The organism is Streptomyces sp. JJ66 (assembly GCF_019303495.1).
Lineage (GTDB): Bacteria > Actinomycetota > Actinomycetes > Streptomycetales > Streptomycetaceae > Streptomyces.
This window is the reverse complement of record NZ_JAEVFI010000002.1, coordinates 181658-198907: the sequence shown is the minus strand read 5'-3', so window position 1 is coordinate 198907 and position 17250 is coordinate 181658. Positions and strand designations below refer to the sequence as shown.

The 17250-nt window shown below is 73.7% G+C and carries 14 protein-coding genes and 2 tRNA genes; 15 read left to right on the top strand and 1 reads right to left on the bottom strand.

From position 1 onward, the window contains the following. The first annotated feature begins 48 nt into the window (after nt 1-48). Nucleotides 49-747, top strand: a complete 699-nt coding sequence (locus JJV70_RS02910; protein WP_219046007.1) for a hypothetical protein — start codon at nt 49-51, stop codon at nt 745-747. Nucleotides 748-821: 74 nt separating this feature from the next. Then, nucleotides 822-1958, top strand: coding sequence for a hypothetical protein (locus JJV70_RS02905; protein ID WP_219046005.1), 1137 nt, complete (start codon nt 822-824; stop codon nt 1956-1958). A gap of 84 nt (nt 1959-2042) precedes the next feature. On the opposite strand, the gene JJV70_RS02900 is transcribed toward JJV70_RS02905, so the two are convergent. After that, a complete protein-coding gene (locus tag JJV70_RS02900; RefSeq protein ID WP_219046003.1) occupies nt 2043-3116 on the bottom strand; it encodes a M48 family metallopeptidase in 1074 nt (357 codons plus the stop codon). Between the two features lie 166 nt (nt 3117-3282). Between JJV70_RS02900 and JJV70_RS02895 the strand changes: the two genes are divergently transcribed. From JJV70_RS02895 to JJV70_RS02835, 13 genes are all read left to right on the top strand, one after another. After that, nucleotides 3283-3450, top strand: a complete 168-nt coding sequence (locus JJV70_RS02895; RefSeq protein ID WP_219046196.1) for a hypothetical protein — start codon at nt 3283-3285, stop codon at nt 3448-3450. A 38-nt stretch (nt 3451-3488) separates the two neighbouring features. Beyond that, nucleotides 3489-4118 (top strand): nicotinate-nucleotide adenylyltransferase, encoded by a 630-nt coding sequence (gene nadD / locus JJV70_RS02890; protein ID WP_219046001.1) that lies wholly within the window; start codon nt 3489-3491, stop codon nt 4116-4118. 13 nt (nt 4119-4131) lie between these two features. Next, entirely contained in the window at nt 4132-6000 is a 1869-nt protein-coding gene (locus JJV70_RS02885) for a LytR C-terminal domain-containing protein (RefSeq protein WP_219045999.1), read from the top strand. Nucleotides 6001-6090: 90 nt separating this feature from the next. Next, the gene (gene rsfS / locus JJV70_RS02880; protein ID WP_219045997.1) at nt 6091-6537 is read left to right on the top strand and encodes a ribosome silencing factor; all 447 of its coding nucleotides are present in this window, start codon (nt 6091-6093) and stop codon (nt 6535-6537) included. After that, a complete protein-coding gene (locus JJV70_RS02875) occupies nt 6537-7172 on the top strand; it encodes a histidine phosphatase family protein (protein WP_219045995.1) in 636 nt (211 codons plus the stop codon). Before rsfS ends, JJV70_RS02875 begins: the two co-directional genes overlap by 1 nt. Nucleotides 7173-7305: 133 nt before the next feature. Continuing rightward, nucleotides 7306-7378: transfer RNA gene (locus tag JJV70_RS02870), tRNA-Ala, on the top strand. A gap of 267 nt (nt 7379-7645) precedes the next feature. Further along, on the top strand, nt 7646-7879 hold the full coding sequence (locus JJV70_RS02865) for a hypothetical protein (RefSeq protein WP_219045994.1): 234 nt from the start codon (nt 7646-7648) through the stop codon (nt 7877-7879). 188 nt (nt 7880-8067) lie between these two features. After that, a tRNA-Ala gene (locus tag JJV70_RS02860) sits at nt 8068-8140 on the top strand. Between the two features lie 253 nt (nt 8141-8393). After that, nucleotides 8394-11267, top strand: a complete 2874-nt coding sequence (leuS, locus tag JJV70_RS02855) for a leucine--tRNA ligase (RefSeq protein WP_219045992.1) — start codon at nt 8394-8396, stop codon at nt 11265-11267. Between the two features lie 147 nt (nt 11268-11414). Further along, nucleotides 11415-12083 carry a hypothetical protein gene (locus tag JJV70_RS02850; protein WP_219045990.1) on the top strand — a complete coding sequence of 223 codons (669 nt, stop codon included), beginning with the start codon at nt 11415-11417 and terminating at the stop codon, nt 12081-12083. Nucleotides 12084-12287: 204 nt separating this feature from the next. Further along, nucleotides 12288-13133 (top strand): DegV family protein, encoded by an 846-nt coding sequence (locus tag JJV70_RS02845; RefSeq protein ID WP_219045987.1) that lies wholly within the window; start codon nt 12288-12290, stop codon nt 13131-13133. Between the two features lie 183 nt (nt 13134-13316). Then, nucleotides 13317-14708: a ComEA family DNA-binding protein gene (locus JJV70_RS22415; RefSeq protein WP_306823389.1), complete on the top strand. Its 1392-nt coding sequence runs from the start codon at nt 13317-13319 to the stop codon at nt 14706-14708. Next, nucleotides 14705-17242: a ComEC/Rec2 family competence protein gene (locus tag JJV70_RS02835; protein ID WP_219045985.1), complete on the top strand. Its 2538-nt coding sequence runs from the start codon at nt 14705-14707 to the stop codon at nt 17240-17242. The genes JJV70_RS22415 and JJV70_RS02835 overlap by 4 nt, the downstream gene beginning before the upstream one ends. Nucleotides 17243-17250: the final 8 nt, after the last annotated feature.

Genomic DNA, 17250 nt, shown 5'->3' with positions numbered 1-17250 from the left:
TCGCCGCTTCCTCTGCCCCGGCGGGCCGATGCGGTCTACCCTGGTGCCGTGCCGGACGAGGCGAAGGGCCTGCCGTCCCCCGACGGCGACGAGCCCGACCACCGTGACGACCACGGGGGAGCGGACGACGCGTTCGCCTCCGTGGTGCTCGACGAGGCGTTCGTACGGGCGGCCGCCGTCCACGAGCCCAGCGCCGCCGAGCGGACCCGCGCCGCCACCCAGGCCCGCGCGGAGGCCGAAGCCGCGGCCACCCGGGAGGATGCCTACAACCGGCCAGGCGGCGAGGGCTTCGACGACGGCTTCGAGGACGAGCCCGCCCCCTACGGCGGCCGCCCCGGCGAGTACGGACCGTTCCCCGGCGCCTACGACCGGTACGACCCCTACGGCGCCCCCGGCGCCCCCGGCGGCTATGAGGGCTACGGCGGTTACGACAGCTACCACGGCGACGACGGCCTGGACGCCGAGGAGGCGCACCACGGCCGTGCCGCCTACGCGGAATGGGCCCGCAGCCGTCCCGCCCGGCACCGCGCTCCCGTGCGCTGGCAGCGTCCGGTGGCCTGGGTGCTGGCGATCGTGATGGGGATCGGCGTCATCGCGATGGCCTTCGCCGCCGTCTACCGGGGCGTGTCCGGCCAGCGCGAGGCGCCCCGGCAGCCCCCGGCCACCACCGAGCCGGCCGACACCCTGGGCGGGCCCCCGCCGGAGCTGCCCGCCGCCCTGCCGCACCCCCTGTCCGCAGTGCCCTGAGCCGTCCCACACCTGGCGCGAACCCGCCCCCGCCCGGGCGTTTGCGGGGCCGTGCCGCGGCCTACCCTGTCTGTATGGCCGGGCGTGCGAATCCTCCCGAGGGCATGCCGCCGGGAGGGAGTGACGACGAGTTCCGTTCGACGGTGTTCGACGAGTCCTTCATCCGCCGGGCGCGCCTTCAGGAGTGCTCCGCGCAGGAGCGCCTGGCCGACCACGAGCACCCGGTGCGCCCGCTGCCGCCGCTGGGGCGGGTCACCGGCTCCACCGCCAAACAGGTCATGGTCCTGCTGGGGCTGGTGATCCTGGCCTTCGGCACCGCGATGTACATGGGCCTCACCGGCCCCTCCCAGGAGCAGACGGCGACCGAGCCCCGGCCGCTGCGGGCCACCATCGTCCCGCTCGTGCCGCGCGAGACCGTACCGGGCGGCCCCGCCGAGGAGCTGTTCTCGGCCAGCCAGGCCGCCGGGTTCGGCATCGGCGCGGACGGGGTGGAGCTGCCCGCCGACGTCACGGGCACCCGCGACTTCTCCGACCACCAGATACGGGCAGCGCTGACGCTGGGCAAGAAGTACGTGGTTGAGTCCTCCCTGGACTCCGGGGTGCTGACCGGCGGCGCCACCGAACCCGTACGCGATCTGCTGGTGTCCGATCAGCGCGGCCGCTTCGACCGCAGCATGCGGGCCGCGGCCGCTCCCGGCCCGCCGCCACCGGACGCCTCCGGGCAGGGCGAGGGGCTTCGGGCGCCACCCGCCACGGCCTGGCTGGTGCGGCTGGACACCGAGCACGTCGCCCTCGCCGATCCCGGCGTGCGGGTCAGCGGCACCCTGACCGTCACCCAGCAGGACCGCGACCTGCTGGAGGTCACCGCCGACCACGTGTTCGTCTACGCCGTGGGTCCGGCTGAGCGGGCCGCCGGGAACGACCAGGGCAGCGGGGAGGACGCCGCGCTGTTCACCGTCCGCCGTCAGGTGCGCCTCCAGATCGAGCGCGAGGACCTGCCCCGGCAGCGGCTGAGTGTCGAGCACGTGGTCATGCAGGCCGGTCCGCTGCCCTGCTCGGCGGTCTCGGCCGACGAGCTGCGGCCGATACTGGCCGGGCAGAGCGTCGGCCAGGACGAGGTGACGGGCATCGACCCGTACGCCGACCGCCCCAACGGCACCCCGGTGTGCGGCACCCTCGCGGGCGCCGCCCAGCCCTCCGGGATCGGCTGACGCACGCCCGGGCCTCACGTCAGCCACGCGGAAAGGCGGTGACCCGCGCCGGGTCACCGCCTGTGGGGTGCGGGTGCCGCGTGCCTACCGCTCCTCGCGCGGCGGCTCCCCGCCGCCGTTCGCCCGGCGTCCCCCGGTGGCGAAGTCGCGCAGCTTGCCGCCGAGATCTCCGGCGCCGCCCGCCAGGTCGCGCATCAGACCCACCAGCGGGTCCTTGCTCGTCCGGGCCGACTCGCGGTAGTGGTCGGCCGACTCGCGGAAGGAGCCGGAGACCGAGGTGTCCCCGTCCTCGTTCCGGCGCGGGTAGTGGCCGTCCATCAGCCGCTGGTAGTCGCGGCTTTCGGCCCACTTCTTCAGCTCCGCCGCCCGCACGGTGGTGAACGGGTGACTGCGCGGCAGCACGTTGAGGATCTTCAGCACCGAGTCGCGCAGGTCGCCGCCCGCCTCGTACTCCTCGGCCTGGGCGAGGAACGCGTCCACGTTCATCTCGTGCAGGTGGTTGCCGCCCGCGATCTTCATCAGCCCGCGCATCGACGCCGCCAAGTCCTGCCCGACGAGCAGCCCCGCGCGGTCCGCGGACAGCTCCGACTTGCGGAACCACTCGCGCAGCGCCGTCACCAGCGCCATGATCGCCACGTTGCCCAGCGGAATCCAGGCGACCTTCACCGCGAGACTGGTCAGGAACAGCAGGATCGTGCGGTAGACGGCGTGCCCGGAGAGCGCGTGCCCGACCTCATGGCCGATGACAGCACGCATCTCCTCCTCGTCCAGCAGTTCCACCAGGCCCGTGGACACCACGATGATCGGCTCGTCCAGGCCGATGCACATGGCGTTCGGCTGCGGGTTCTGCGTGACGTACATCGGCGGGACCTTCTCCAGGTCCAGGATGTAGCAGGCGTCGCGCAGCATGACATTGAGGTGCGCGAACTGCTGGTCGCTCACCCGCACCGAGTCCGACAGGAACAGCAGGCGCAGGCTGCGCTCGGGCAGCAGGCCGCTGAGGGTCTTGAAGACGGTGTCGAAGCCGGTCAGCTTGCGCAGGGCGACCAGCGCGGACCGGTCGGCCGGGTGCTCGTAGGCCCGGGAGGAGATCCCGGGGAAGCGCCGCCGGTTGCGGCCCGGCAGGCGTTCGTCGGTCGTGGGATTGCTGTCACTCATTCGGCCCCCTAAGAAGCGGGTCTGCTGTGGCCCGTCCCCTCACAGGCCCTGCCCGGCCAGCCGCACGGCTGGTCCGCCCAGCCTACGGGGTGGGTGCGCCCGTCGCGAGAAACCCGTCCGCTTACCATGTGCTCAGCCTCCAGCGACGATCACACGACAAGGTCCCATGACGATGACTCTCCCCAGCTCCGCCGACGCCCTCGCCCTCCTGGCCCAGACCGGTGAGCACGGCGGCCAGCACGCCAGCCTCAACCCGTACCTGATCGGCGGCATCGGACTGGGCATGCTGCTGTTGCTGCTGTGGGTGACCACCCGCTTCAACCGGGACCGCTGAGCCGTCTCCGACGCGCGGGACGGCGTTAGGGTCAGCGCATGGCAGAGCACATAGTGCCCCGGACCGGCAAGCGGCGGCTCGGCGTGATGGGCGGGACGTTCGACCCGATCCACCACGGCCACCTGGTCGCCGCCAGCGAGGTCGCGGCCCGGTACGCCCTCGACGAGGTCGTCTTCGTGCCCACCGGGCAGCCGTGGCAGAAGACCCACCAGGTCGTCTCACCCGCCGAGGACCGCTACCTGATGACGGTCATCGCCACCGCGTCCAACCCCCAGTTCTCGGTCAGCCGCCTGGACATCGACCGGCCCGGGCGGACGTACACGATCGACACCCTGCGGGACCTGCGCGCCCTGCACCCGGACGACGACCTGTTCTTCATCACCGGCGCCGACGCGCTCGCGCAGATCCTCACCTGGCGCAACGCCGGTGAGCTGTTCTCGCTCGCCCACTTCATCGGCGTCACCCGCCCCGGTCACCACCTCGCCGACCCCGGTCTGCCGGACGGCGGCGTCTCCCTCGTCGAGATCCCCGCGCTGGCCATCTCCTCGACGGACTGCCGGGCGAGAGTGGCGCAGGGCGACCCGGTCTGGTATCTCGTCCCGGACGGCGTCGTGCGCTACATCACCAAGCGCGGGCTGTACCGGGAGCCGTCGGTACCGAACAGCTGAAGGGGCGGCAGTCTTGAGCGACCGACACGACCCGTACGGTCAGGGGCACTTCGCCGGGTACGACGAGTACGGCCGCCCGGTCTACCACGACCCGTACGCCCCGCAGGACCCCTACGCCCCCCAGGAGCCCGCGCCGCTGTCCTACGGTGACCCCGGCTACGAGGCCCAGCCCGGCCCCGGGTACGACGCCACCGGACCCTACGGCCAGGACGCGTACGGGCAACAGCCTTCCAGCTACGCCTCGTACACCGGCCAGCAGCCCACCGGGCAGTCCGGCGAGACGGCGTGGCTGCCCCAGCAGCCGCATCCACCGGCGTCGGAGTACGACGCCTACGACCCCTACGGTGGCTACCAGCCGCCCTACGCCGACCCCCAGCCCGCCGCGCCCGAGCAGCCCTACGCCCAGCCGTATGAGCAGCCGTACACCCACCCGTACGACACGCCCGCCCCGTACGACACGCCCGCCCCGTACGACACGCCCGCCCCGGGCGAGGCGGGCACCCCGCACGAGCCAGGCCCCGGGGACGGGTCAGCCCCGGCGGGCGAGACGGGCACCGCGCCTGAGTCAGGCACCCCGCACGAGCCCAGCCGCGCGGACGAGGCGGGCGCACCGGGCCCGGGCGACGTGCCGGAGTACCGGACCGAGCAGTTCGCCTTCATCGAGGAGGACAACGACGAGTCCGAAGACGTCATCGACTGGCTGAAGTTCAGCGAGAGCCGCACCGAGCGGCGCGAGGAGGCCAAGCGGCGCGGCCGCCACCGCACCATCGCGCTCGTCGTGGCCGCCGTGCTGCTGCTCGGCGGCGGCACCGGCTTGCTGTGGGCCACCGGCAACCTGCCCGGCGTCGGCGAGGGCGACGCCGAGACCGCCGCCGCGCCCGCCGAGGAGCGCAACGTGGTCGTGGTCCACCTGCGCGACACCGACACCGAGGAGATCTCCACCGCGCTGTTGGTCGGCAACGACACCGCCGGGCGCGGCACCGCCGTGCTGCTGCCGAACGCGCTCGCGCTGACCTCGGACGACGGCACGACGACCACCCTCGGCGAGTCCTTCGACGGCCAGGGCGTCGGCGCTACCCGGGACGCGCTCGGTAACCTGTTCGGCACCGGCATCGAGGGTTCCTGGCGCCTGGACACGCCCTACCTGAAGAACCTCGTGGAGGCCGTCGGCGGCATCACGCTAGACGCCGACACCACCGTGCCCGGGGCCGAGAAGGGCGACCCGGCGCTGGTGAACGAGGGGAAGGGCCGCGAGCTGAACGGCGTCGCCGCCGTCGCCTACGCCACCCACCGGGCCGAGGACGAGCCGCAGACCAGCCAACTGTCCCGGTTCGGCCAGGTGCTGGACGCCGTGCTGCGCGAGCTGTCCACCGACCCGGACGCGGCCACGGCCACCGTCGCGTCGCTGCTCCAGGTGCTGGACCCGTCGCTGTCCGAGGCCCAGCTCGGCGCCGTCCTCGCCGAGCTGGCCGGTTACGCGGACCAGGGCAAGCTCGACACCCGCGTGCTGCCGGTCGAGGACAACGGCACGCTGAGCGATGAGACGGCTCGCGGCATGGTCCGGGAGGTGCTGGGCGGCACCGTGCGCAACTCCGACCCGGGCGCGGCCGTCCGCGTCAGCGTGCGCAACGCCACCGGTGAGGCGGCGAGCGCCCAGAGCGCCCAGGTCACCCTCGTCAATGGCGGCTACACCGTCGTCCCGGCCCGCGAGGCCGAGAAGACGGCGTCCACCAGCGTCGTCACCTACGCCGACGAGGCCGACGCCGCGAAGGCCGAGGGGGTGGCCCTGACGCTCGGGCTGCCCGCCAAGGCGGTGGAACAGGGGCAGGGCGCGGCCAACGCGGATGTCACGGTCGTCCTGGGCACGGACTACGGCGGCTGAGCCTGGCGGCGTCGGCGCGGGGGCACGGAGTGGGTCGTGAGACCCTTGACAGGTCATGTGTCCGTGTCCACCGACCGAAAGCCAGCGCCTGTGACCGCCACCGACCGCTCCCTTGAGCTGATCAACGCCGCCGCCCAGGCAGCCGCCGACAAGCTCGCGCACGATGTCGTCGCCTACGACGTCAGCGATGTGCTCTCCATCACCGACGCCTTCCTGCTCGCCTCGGCGCCCAACGACCGACAGGTCAAGTCGATCGTGGACGGGATCGAGGAGAAGCTGCTCAAGGAGCTGAAGGCCAAGCCCGTCCGCCGGGAGGGCGAGCGCGACGGGCGCTGGGTGCTGCTCGACTACGTTGACATCGTCGTGCACGTCCAGCACGAGGAGGAGCGTGTCTTCTATGCCCTGGAGCGGCTGTGGAAGGACTGCCCCGAGCTGGAGCTGCCCGAGGACGCGCGGGCCACCCGGACGAAGGACGGCGGCCAGGACGCCGATCAGGACGGTGACCAGCAGGCCGCAGACGCGGAGGAGCGCCCCTGATGCGCGGCCGCAAGATCGTCCTGTGGCGGCACGGGCAGACGTCGTGGAACCTGGAGCGCCGCTTCCAGGGCTCCACGGACATCCCGCTGACGACGGAGGGCCTGAGCCAGGCCCGGCGCGCCGCGCGCCTGCTGGCCGCGCTGGGGCCCGACGCGATCCTCTCCTCCGACCTCAGCCGGGCCCGCGCCACCGCCGCCGAGCTGGCCGCGCTGACCGGTCTGGACGTCCACCACGACGAGAACCTGCGGGAGACGTACGCGGGGAAGTGGCAGGGGCTCACGCACGAGGAGATCGTGGGGCGCTACGGCGAGCAGTACGCCGCGTGGAAGCGCGGCGAGCCGGTGCGGCGCGGTGGCGGTGAGCTGGAGACGGAGGTCGCCGACCGGGCGGCGCCGATCGTTGAGCGCGGCGCCGACAAGCTGCCCGACGGCGGCACGCTGGTCGTCGTCAGCCACGGCGGCACCATCCGCACCACCATCGGACGGCTGATCGGTCTGCCCCCGGACGCGTGGGAGGCGCTGGGCGGCCTGTCGAACTGCTCGTGGTCCGTGCTGGGGGAGAGCCTGCGCGGCTGGCGGCTGCTGGAGCACAACGCGGGCAGCCTGCCCGAGCCCGTCCTCGGCGACGACGACTGACGCGGCCCGGGCCGACGGCCGCGCGCCCGGCACTCCGGGGTGACCAGCCTGGGCGGATTTCACGTTCGGGCAGGTCACCAGGTACAGTTCTTCTCGTTCACGGCGCGGCCGATGGTCGGAAAGCCGGGAGCATGGGGCTATAGCTCAGTTGGTAGAGCGCTTGCATGGCATGCAAGAGGTCAGGAGTTCGATTCTCCTTAGCTCCACGGGTATGAGGGCGATCTTGTTTCGCGGTGACGCGGGCGGGGTCGCCCTCGTCGTGTACCGCCGCCCGGTGCTCTGCTGTACGCGGCTGTAACGTGGCAGAATCGTCAGCGCAGCAGGGGGAACAGCCCGAAAGGGGAGGGACGCCGCGGTGCCCAGGCGCATCCACCGCTCACGCGAGGGCCAGCTCGCTCCGACGCCGACGGCCACCCCGAGCGTGCCTACACCGGGCCGGGCCGGGGCCATAGCCGAGACGGGTGGGGCCTGACATGGGCGCGCACAGCAGAAAGTGCGACTGGTGCGCGAGTGGCACGCCCATCGTCCGCGACATGGAGCCGCTGAACGCCCGCTACCAGTACTGGTGTGTGGAGTGCGCGCGGGCGCTGATCATAGTCGGCGACCCGATCGAGACGTACCGCGAGCTGGAGGGCGAACCCATCTACGGCCGCCTGCTGGAGGAGCACTGCACGCTCAAGCGCTTCTACTCGTTCGTGACCGTCTGACCTTCTGGCCGGCTGACCTTCTGACCTTCTGACCTTCTGGCCTTCTGGCCGGCTGACCGTCTGTCCGTCCGAGCAGCCGGGGTCGAGTCGCTGAGCGGCCGAGGCCGGAACGGATTTGGCAACCGGCGCGCGGAGCCGTGTAGAGTGGGCGACGCCGCCGCGGGGAAAACCCGCGGAGGACCAAACCCGGGGCTATAGCTCAGTTGGTAGAGCGCTTGCATGGCATGCAAGAGGTCAGGAGTTCAATTCTCCTTAGCTCCACACCCTAAGGGCGACGCGAGCCGCGTCGCCCTTATCTCTTTCGCCCCGCTCTTTTCGCCCGCCCCTCTCGCGAAACCCGGCGGAGAGCCATGCGGCGGTTGCGCTACCCTGACCCCATGCGTGCCGTACGCCTTCTGCTTGGCCGGCCGCGCTGATTCAGCCCCCGCAAGGGCCGAACCGCGCGGCCACCCCCTCCTGAGCGAGGGGATTTTTCATTTCGCAGGCAGAGACGAGACGATGGAGCCCACAGGACATGAGCCAGACCACCCCGACCGCCCACGAGAGCGCGGCCCCGCATCGCTACACCGCGGCCCTGGCCGCCGATATCGAGGCGCGCTGGCAGGACTTCTGGGAGCAGCACGGCACGTACCAGGCTCCCAACCCCACCGGTGACCTGGCCGGTGACCCGGAGCTGGTGGCCCGCCCCCCGCAGTTCATCATGGACATGTTCCCCTACCCGTCCGGTGCGGGCCTGCACGTCGGTCACCCGCTGGGGTACATCGCCACCGACGTCTTCGCCCGCTTCCAGCGGATGACCGGGCACAACGTCCTGCACACCCTGGGCTTCGACGCCTTCGGCCTGCCCGCCGAGCAGTACGCCGTCCAGACCGGCACGCACCCGCGGACGTCCACCGAGGCCAACATGGCCAACATGAAGGCCCAGCTGCGCCGCCTGGGCCTGGGCCACGACCAGCGCCGCTCGTTCGCGACGATCGACCCGGACTACTACCAGTGGACGCAGTGGATCTTCCTGCAGATCTTCCACTCCTGGTACGACGAGGAAGCCCAGCGGGCCCGGCCCATCGACGACCTGGTCAAGCAGTTCGCCAGTGGTGAGCGCCCCACGCCCGAGGGTCGCGCCCCCTGGGCCGAACTGGACGCCGCCGAGCGCGCCGACCTGCTGGGCGAGTACCGCCTGGCCTACGCCTCCGACGCGCCCGTCAACTGGTGCCCGGGCCTGGGCACGGTGCTGGCCAACGAGGAAGTCACCGCCGACGGCCGCTCCGAGCGCGGCAACTTCCCCGTGTTCAAGGCGAACCTGCGCCAGTGGAACATGCGCATCACCGCCTACGCCCAGCGCCTGATCGACGACCTGGACGGGCTGGACTGGCCCGAGGCCATCAAGCTCCAGCAGCGCAACTGGATCGGCCGCAGCGAAGGCGCCCGGGTGGACTTCCCGGCCGGGGACCCGGGCGAGAAGATCACCGTGTTCACCACCCGCCAGGACACCCTGTTCGGGGCCACCTACATGGTGCTGGCACCCGAACACCCGCTGGTCCCCAATCTGGTGCCCACCGCCTGGCCCGAGGGAACGCACCCGGTGTGGACCGGCGGCCACGCCACGCCCGCCGAGGCCGTGGCCGCCTACCGCGCGCAGGCCGCGTCGAAGTCGGACGTCGAGCGGCAGGCCGAAGCCAAGGACAAGACCGGTGTGTTCACCGGCGCCTACGCCACCAACCCGGCCAGCGGCGAGCGGGTACCCGTCTTCATCGCCGACTACGTGCTGATGGGCTACGGCACCGGCGCCATCATGGCCGTCCCCGCCCACGACAGCCGCGACTTCGCCTTCGCGCGTGCCTTCGAGCTGCCGATCCGCTGCGTCGTCCAGCCCACGGACGGGCGCGGCACGGACACCAGCACCTGGACGGAGCCCTTCAGCTCCTACGAGGCCAGGCTGGTCAACTCCACCGGGCAGGGCGTGACGCTGGACGGGCTGGACGTCACCGAGGCCAAGACGCGGATCACCGAGTGGCTGGCCGCGCGCGGCATCGGCGAGGGCACCGTCAACTACCGGCTGCGCGACTGGCTGTTCAGCCGCCAGCGCTACTGGGGTGAGCCGTTCCCGATCGTCTACGACGAGGACGGCATCGCGCACGCCCTGCCGGAGTCGATGCTGCCGCTGGAGCTGCCGGAGGTCGAGGACTACAGCCCGCGCACCTTCGACCCAAACGACGCCGACACCTCGCCGGAGACGCCGCTGTCCCGCAACGAGGAGTGGGTCAACGTCACCCTGGATCTGGGGGACGGACCCAAGCGGTACCGGCGCGAGACCAACACCATGCCCAACTGGGCCGGTTCGTGCTGGTACGAGTTCCGCTACCTGGACCCGCACAACGACCGCCGCCTGGTGGACCCACAGATCGAGCGCTACTGGATGGGCCCGCGCGAGGGCGCCCCACACGGCGGCGTGGACCTGTACGTCGGCGGCGCCGAGCACGCGGTGCTGCACCTGCTGTACGCGCGCTTCTGGTCGAAGGTGCTGTACGACCTGGGCCACGTCTCGTCGGCCGAGCCGTTCCACAAGCTGTTCAACCAGGGCATGATCCAGGCCCACGTCTACCGCGACGAGCGCGGCTTCCCGGTGCCCGCCACCGAGGTCGAGGAGCGCGACGGCGGCTACTTCCACGCGGGCCAGCCCGTCAGCCGCGAGCTGGGCAAGATGGGCAAGTCGCTGAAGAACGCCGTCACCCCGGACGAGATTTGCGCCGAGTACGGCGCCGACACGCTGCGGCTGTACGAGATGGCCATGGGCCCGCTGGACGTCTCCCGCCCCTGGGACACCCGGGCCGTCGTCGGCCAGTACCGGCTGCTGCAGCGGCTGTGGCGCAACGTGGTGGACGAGGCGAGCGGCGAGGTCATCGTCGTCAACGAGGAGGCGGACGAGGGCACCCTGCGCGCCCTGCACAAGGCCATCGACGGCGTCACCCAGGACATGGCGAACCTGCGCTTCAACACCGCCATCGCCAAGATCACCGAGCTGAACAACCACGTCACCAAGGTGCGCCGGGTGCCGCGGAGCGTCGCCGAGCAACTGGTGCTGCTGATCGCCCCGCTGGCCCCGCACATCGCCGAGGAGCTGTGGCGCCGACTGGGCCACGAGGACACCGTGGTGCACCACGCGTTCCCCGTCGCCGACCCCGCGTACGTGGTGGACGAGACGGTGACGTGCGTGGTGCAGGTCAAGGGCAAGGTGAAGGCCCGGCTGGAGGTCGCGCCCACGGTGCCGGAGAGCGAGCTGGAGGCGCTGGCGCTGGCTGACCCGGCCGTCACCGCCGCGCTGGGCGGTGCGGACGTGCGCAAGGTGATCGTCCGCGCCCCGAAGCTGGTCAACATCGTCCCGGCGTAACCGGGCGCGGCCCGGCGGCGCCCCCTACGGGGCGGGCTGCGGGGGCGGTCGGGGTCCGGCGCGCCCCCGCACCCTCCCGCAGCCCGTACGCTGGAAGGAGCGGGTCGGCAGGCGACAGTTCGGCAGGCGACGGACGGAGGCGTTCCCATGGAGTTCGCGGCGGCGCTGGGGGTGCTGTTCCTCCTGCTCTTCGTGACGCTCGGCGTGATCGCGACGATCAAGGCCGTCCGGGCCGTGGGACGCGGCATGGAACGCGCGAGCACCGAGGTCCGCCGCACCATCGACACCACCGCCCTGCGCGCCCGCTCCGCCCAGTTCGGCCCCGTGGGTGAACTGGCCCGCACCCGGCTGGAGCTGCGGAACTCCGTGGACAGCACCCGCCGCGAGCTGGCCGCCGCCCGCGACGGGGACGACGCGCTCACCGAGGCCCTCGGCCTGCTCGACCGCCTGCACGAGCACGCCCGCGTACTCGACCGCGAGATGGGCGCGCTGATGGACCGTGAACCGGACCGCGCCCGCATCGCCGTCCGCCTGCCCGAGCTGCGGGAGCGCGCCGCCGGGATCCGCCAGTCCGCCGACTCGCTGCGCTTCGCCGCGCAGGACCGCGCCCGCCGCCACCACGCCGACGAACTGGACGGCCTGCGCGAGCAGATCGCGATCGAGTCCGGGGCACTGCGCCACTGGGACCCGCCGCAGGACGCGCCCCCGCCCCAGCAGTCCGCGCCGCCCCAGGACCCGCACCCCGGCTTTGGGGGTCCGGGCCGGGTGGAGCGGCCGCACTTGCGCAAGGACACCCCGCCGCGCAACGCGATCTGACCTCCCGCGCGCTGTGCCCGCCGTGTCCGCGCGCTGGAGCCTGCGCCTTTGGGCGGCGCGTCTGGGCGGTGAGTCTGGGGCGGTGAGTCTGCGCCTCCGCGCGTCGTTCCGCCGCGCCCGTGCCCTCCTGCGGCCGCGTCCCGCGTGCGTGCCGCGTGACGTGCGCCTTCGGCCGGGTGAGGCGGACCCAGTAGTCTCCGGGCCATGGCACGACACGTCGCGATCATCACCGACTCCACGGCGTACCTCCCGCCGGAGGCGCTGCGTCGGCACCGCATCACCTCGGTGCCGCTGACGGTCGTGGTCGATGGCGCGCCGCTGGAGGAGGGCACGGAGATCTCCGCCCGCGCGCTGACCGAGGCGCTGCGCAAGCACCGGCCGGTGACCACCTCCCGCCCCAGCCCGCAGACCTTCGCCACCGCTTACCGCGAGGCCGTGGCGAAGGGGGCGGACGCCATCGTCTCGCTGCACCTGTCCGCCGAGTTCTCCGGCACCTACGATGCCGCCCTGCTGGCCGCCGCCGAGGCGCCGGTACCGGTGCGGGTCGTGGACTCCGCGATGGTCGGCATGGCGCTCGGTTTCTGCGCGCTGGCCGCGGCCGCCGCGGTGGAGGCGGGCAGCTCACTGGACGACGCGGTGGCGGCGGCGGGCAAGCGGGCCGAGGGGACCTCGGCGTTCTTCTACGTGGACACGCTGGACTACCTGCGCCGGGGCGGCCGGATCGGCGCGGCTCAGGCACTGCTGGGCTCGGCGCTCGCCGTGAAGCCGCTGCTGGAGCTGGCGGACGGGCGGATCGGGCCGCTGGAGAAGGTGCGCACCGCTGGCCGGGCCATCGCCCGGCTGGAAGAGCTGGCGGTGACGCGGGCGGGCAGCGCTCCGGTGGACGTCGCCGTGCACCACCTCGCCGCCCCCGAGCGCGCCGAACAGCTTGCTGAGAGGCTGCGGGAGCGGCTGCCGGGCCTGGGTGAGCTGCACGTCAGCGAGGTGGGCGCGGTCATCGGCGCGCACACCGGGCCGGGGCTGCTGGCCACGGTGGTCAGCGCGCGCTGAGGCAGGGTGCGGCGAGGCAAGGCGCGGCGGGGAGGCGGGGCGCGGCAAGGCAGGGGCGGGAGCAGGGTGCGGCGAGGCCGTCATTTCCCCGTATGAGTGACGGAGTTATCCACAACTGGCGGGTTGTCCACCGGAATCAACGGGTTTTCCCGAGCCGCCGCGAAGGTCCCTACCGTCTGGCGCATGACTCCTCGTACCCGCACCGAGACGACCGGCCCCGGACGCCGTACCGGCGCGGCCCGCCCCCGTACCCGCCGTGGGGCCGCCCGCTCCGCGGCCTCCCGCGCTCGCGCCGCCGCCCTGCTCGCCGACCGGCCGCCCGTCACCCAGCCAGGACAACTGACCCTGCCCTGGCCCGAACCGCCGGGCCTACCCGAGCCCCTCGGCCGGTCCGGCCTACCTGGCCCGTCCGAGCCCTCCGGCCTGCCCGCACCACTTGATTCGCCCAAGTCACCTGGCCTGTCCGCGCCACCTGGCCTGTCCGCGCCACCTGGCCTGTCCGGGCCACCTGGGCTGTCCGGGCCACCTGGCTCGCCCGAGTCAGACGGCCCGCCCGTGGCCTCCGGCCTGCCCGAGCAACGTGACTCGCCCAGCCCACCCGTCCTCTGCGGGCCAGCCGGTTTGCCCGAGTCCACCGCTGATGCGGTCCCGTTGGCGCGGGAGGCGGCGATCGCCGCAGCCCGCGCGGCCGTGCGCCGCAGCCGTGCCGCGCGGCGTCAGCCGAAGGAACCGCAGGCACAGGCCCGCCGCCCAGCCCCGGGGGCGGGCGCGCCGGGCGGCACCAGTGGGCCCGCCTCCGCCCGGGCCACCGGCACGCCGTTACCCGCTGCCGCACCGCAGCCGCCCGGGGCACCGCCAGCCGAGCACGGGCCGAAGCGGCTCGGGTGGCGGGAGCGGGGCCGCCTGTGGGTGCAGACCCGATGCGCCGTGGAGCCCAGAAGCCTGGCGGCACTGCTCGGCCTGCTCCTTGTGGCCGCCGGCTTCGCCGCCTACGAGGTGTGGGACGGGCAACCCGAACCCGTGGCCGCGCCCTCAGCGGTTGCCGCCCGGCAGACGACGACGGCCGCGCCGCCCGTGCCGGAGCAGCGCGGGTCCCCGGAACCGCGTGCGAGCCATGTGCTGGTGGACGTCGCCGGGAAGGTACGAGAGCCGGGTGTGCACCGGCTCGCGGCCGGGTCCCGGGTGGCCGACGCGCTCAAGGCCGCCGGAGGCGTCGAGCCGGGCACCGACACCGTCGCGCTGAACCGTGCCCGCGTGCTGGCGGATGGTGAACATCTCCTTGTGGGCGTCACTCCACCACCCGGGGCTCCCGCCCCTGGCCCTGGCCCTGGCCCTGGCCCTGGCCCTGGGGCCGGAGTGTCAGGTGGCGGCAGGGCGGGGGCTGGGCGGGTGAGCCTGAACAGTGCGACGGTCGAGCAGCTGGAGACCCTTCCCGGGATCGGCCCCGTGCTGGCCCAGGCGATCGTCGAGCACCGCACCGAGCAGGGCGGCTTCCGCTCCGTGGACCAGCTTCGCGACGTGCGGGGGATCGGCGACAGCCGGTTCGCCGACCTGGAACCCCGTGTCACGCCATGAGGGGCCACCCCGCGCCGGACCAGGCGCACGCGGGCGAGGCCACGGCCGGTGCCGCTTCGGAGCCGGTGCGTGTCCGGGCCCCGGTGCACGCGGCGTCCGGGCATCGCCTCGGGTCCGCCCACCCACGCCAGGACGGTCCGCCGGACCTGCGGCTGGTGCCGCCTGCTGCGGCGGCCTGGGCGGCGGCGGCGCTGGCGTTGGGCGCGCCGTCGTCCGCGGCCCTTTCCGGGGTGGTGGTCTGCTGCCTGGCCGCCCTGCTCGTGGGAGCCTTCGCGGTGCGCGCCCGCCCTGGGCCGGCCCGGCGTGGGGTGCTCGTCGCGGTCGCGCTGAGCCTGCTGTGTGCGGCGTCCGGTGGCGCGGTCGCGTCGCTGCACACCCTCGCCGTGGGGGCCGGGCCGCTGGCGGAGGCCGCTGACCGGTACGGGCACGTCACCGTTGAGGTCACCCTCACCGCTGATCCGATCCTGGCCCGGCCCCGCCCCGACGGCGGTCCGCGTCCGGTGGTGCTGCGCGCCGACGCCACCCGGGTCACCGGCTCCGACGGGCGGGTCACGGCCGTGGACAACCCGGTGATGGTCGTCATCGCCGCTGATGAGCCGCGCCGGTGGCTGGCCTTGCTGCCCTCCGCCCGGCTGCGGCTGTCCGCTCGCGCCGCACCGCCACGGCCGGGCCAGGGCGGCACGCTCACCGCCGTGCTGCGTCCGGCCGGGGACGCGCCGCCACAGGTGATCGACGGGCCGAACGCCGTGCACCGGTGGGCCGGGGCGGTGCGGGCGGACCTTCGGGCGGCGACGGACGGGCTGCACCCTGACGCCCGTGCCCTGCTGCCCGCGCTGATCATCGGTGACGGCTCCCGCATCCCGGCCGGGCTGGAGCGGGCGGTGGAGGCCGCCGACATGACGCACATGATCGTCGTCAGCGGCAGCCAGCTCGCGGTCGTGCTGGCCGTGCTCATCGGCGCGCCTGGCCGCGCCGGGCACGCCGAACGCGGTGGTCTCGCCGGGCGGCTGGGACTGCCGCTGCGTGTCACCGCCGTGCTCGGCAGCGGGCTGATCCTCGCCTTCGTCACCGTGTGCCGACCCGGGCCGAGCGTGCTGCGGGCGGCGGTCTGCGGCGCCCTCACGCTGCTGGCCATCGCCACCGGACGGCGCCGCTCGCTGCTGCCCGCGCTGGCCGCCGCCGTGCTGCTGCTCGTGCTGCACGACCCGGAACTGGCGCGCTCCTTCGGGTTCCTGCTGTCGGTCCTGGCCACGGGGTCGCTGCTGACCATCGCGCCGCCCTGGAGCCGTGCCCTGCGTCAGCGCGGGGTGCCGGGCCGGGTGGCGGAGGCGCTGGCCGTCGCGGCGGCCACCCAGGTGGTGTGCGCACCCGTGGTGGCGGTGTTCGCGGCGCGGGTCAGCCTGGTCGGCATCCCGTGCAACCTGGCGGCCGAGCTGGCGCTCGCGCCGGTGACGGTACTGGGCTGGGCCGCACTGGCGGTGACACCGGCGGCGATACCGGTGGCCGAGGCCCTGCTGTGGCTGGCCAGCTGGCCAGCCCGCTGGATCGCACTGGTCGCCCGTACCGGTGCGGCGCTGCCCGGGGCCGAGCTGGGCTGGCCGGACGGGTGGTCCGGTGCCGCGCTGCTGGCCGTGGCGACGTCGGCCGTGCTGGCGCTCGTACGGCAGGCGCTGGCCCGGCCGTGGCTGGCGGCCGCCGGTGCCCTGCTCCTGCTCCTCGCGCTGCTGCGTCCGGCGCCCCTCACCCGGGTGCTCACCGGCTGGCCGCCGCCCAACTGGCGGCTGGCTGTCTGCGACGTGGGCCAGGGTGACGGTCTGGTGCTCGCAGCAGACCCGGGTACGGCGGTCGTCGTGGACACCGGCCCGGACCCGGCGCTGATGGACGCCTGTTTGCGCCGCCTGGGTATCGACCGGGTCGCGCTCGTCCTGCTCACCCACCACCACGCCGACCACGTGCGTGGGCTGCCCGGTGTGCTGCGGGGCCGGGCCGTGGGCGCGGTGCAGGTCACCACCGGCTCCGACGACAGCGGGCAGGCAGCCTTCGTCCGCCGCGTCACCGCGCGGGCGGGCGTGCCGCTGCTGGCCGCACACCCGGGGGAGCGGCGTGCCCTCGGCCCTGCGGGGGGCCGCCAGGTGAGCTGGGAGGTGCTGTGGCCGCCGGTCGGGGCGCCCGGCCTGGGCACCAACGACGCCAGCGTCACGCTGCTGCTGCGCACCGGCGGGCTGACGGTATTCCTTCCCGGCGATCTGGAACCAGCCGCCCAGCGCCGCCTGCTGGCCCGGCACCCGGCGCTGCCACAGGTGGACGTCCTCAAGGTCGCGCACCACGGCTCCGCCCACCAGCACCCGCCGCTGCTGGACCGGCTGAGTCCGCGCGTCGCCCTCATCAGCTGCGGGGAGGGGAACGACTACGGCCACCCCGCCCCGTCCACGCTGGCCGCGCTGCGGGCCGGGGGCGCCCGGGTCTTCCGCACCGACACCCACGGCGCCCTCGCCGTTGACGCCGCCGGTGCCGTGACGGCGTCCGGCTCGTGAGCGCCGGG

What these genes read in the sequence shown, in the direction of transcription:
- JJV70_RS02905 (WP_219046005.1), top strand. Translation starts at nt 822, where the DNA reads ATGGCCGGGCGTGCGAATCCTCCCGAGGGCATGCCGCCGGGAGGGAGT.
- JJV70_RS02900 (WP_219046003.1), bottom strand. Translation starts at nt 3,116, where the DNA reads ATGAGTGACAGCAATCCCACGACCGACGAACGCCTGCCGGGCCGCAAC.
- JJV70_RS02895 (WP_219046196.1), top strand. Translation starts at nt 3,283, where the DNA reads ATGACGATGACTCTCCCCAGCTCCGCCGACGCCCTCGCCCTCCTGGCC.
- nadD (WP_219046001.1), top strand. Translation starts at nt 3,489, where the DNA reads ATGGCAGAGCACATAGTGCCCCGGACCGGCAAGCGGCGGCTCGGCGTG.
- JJV70_RS02875 (WP_219045995.1), top strand. Translation starts at nt 6,537, where the DNA reads ATGCGCGGCCGCAAGATCGTCCTGTGGCGGCACGGGCAGACGTCGTGG.
- JJV70_RS02865 (WP_219045994.1), top strand. Translation starts at nt 7,646, where the DNA reads ATGGGCGCGCACAGCAGAAAGTGCGACTGGTGCGCGAGTGGCACGCCC.
- leuS (WP_219045992.1), top strand. Translation starts at nt 8,394, where the DNA reads ATGAGCCAGACCACCCCGACCGCCCACGAGAGCGCGGCCCCGCATCGC.
- JJV70_RS02850 (WP_219045990.1), top strand. Translation starts at nt 11,415, where the DNA reads ATGGAGTTCGCGGCGGCGCTGGGGGTGCTGTTCCTCCTGCTCTTCGTG.
- JJV70_RS02845 (WP_219045987.1), top strand. Translation starts at nt 12,288, where the DNA reads ATGGCACGACACGTCGCGATCATCACCGACTCCACGGCGTACCTCCCG.
- JJV70_RS22415 (WP_306823389.1), top strand. Translation starts at nt 13,317, where the DNA reads ATGACTCCTCGTACCCGCACCGAGACGACCGGCCCCGGACGCCGTACC.
- JJV70_RS02835 (WP_219045985.1), top strand. Translation starts at nt 14,705, where the DNA reads ATGAGGGGCCACCCCGCGCCGGACCAGGCGCACGCGGGCGAGGCCACG.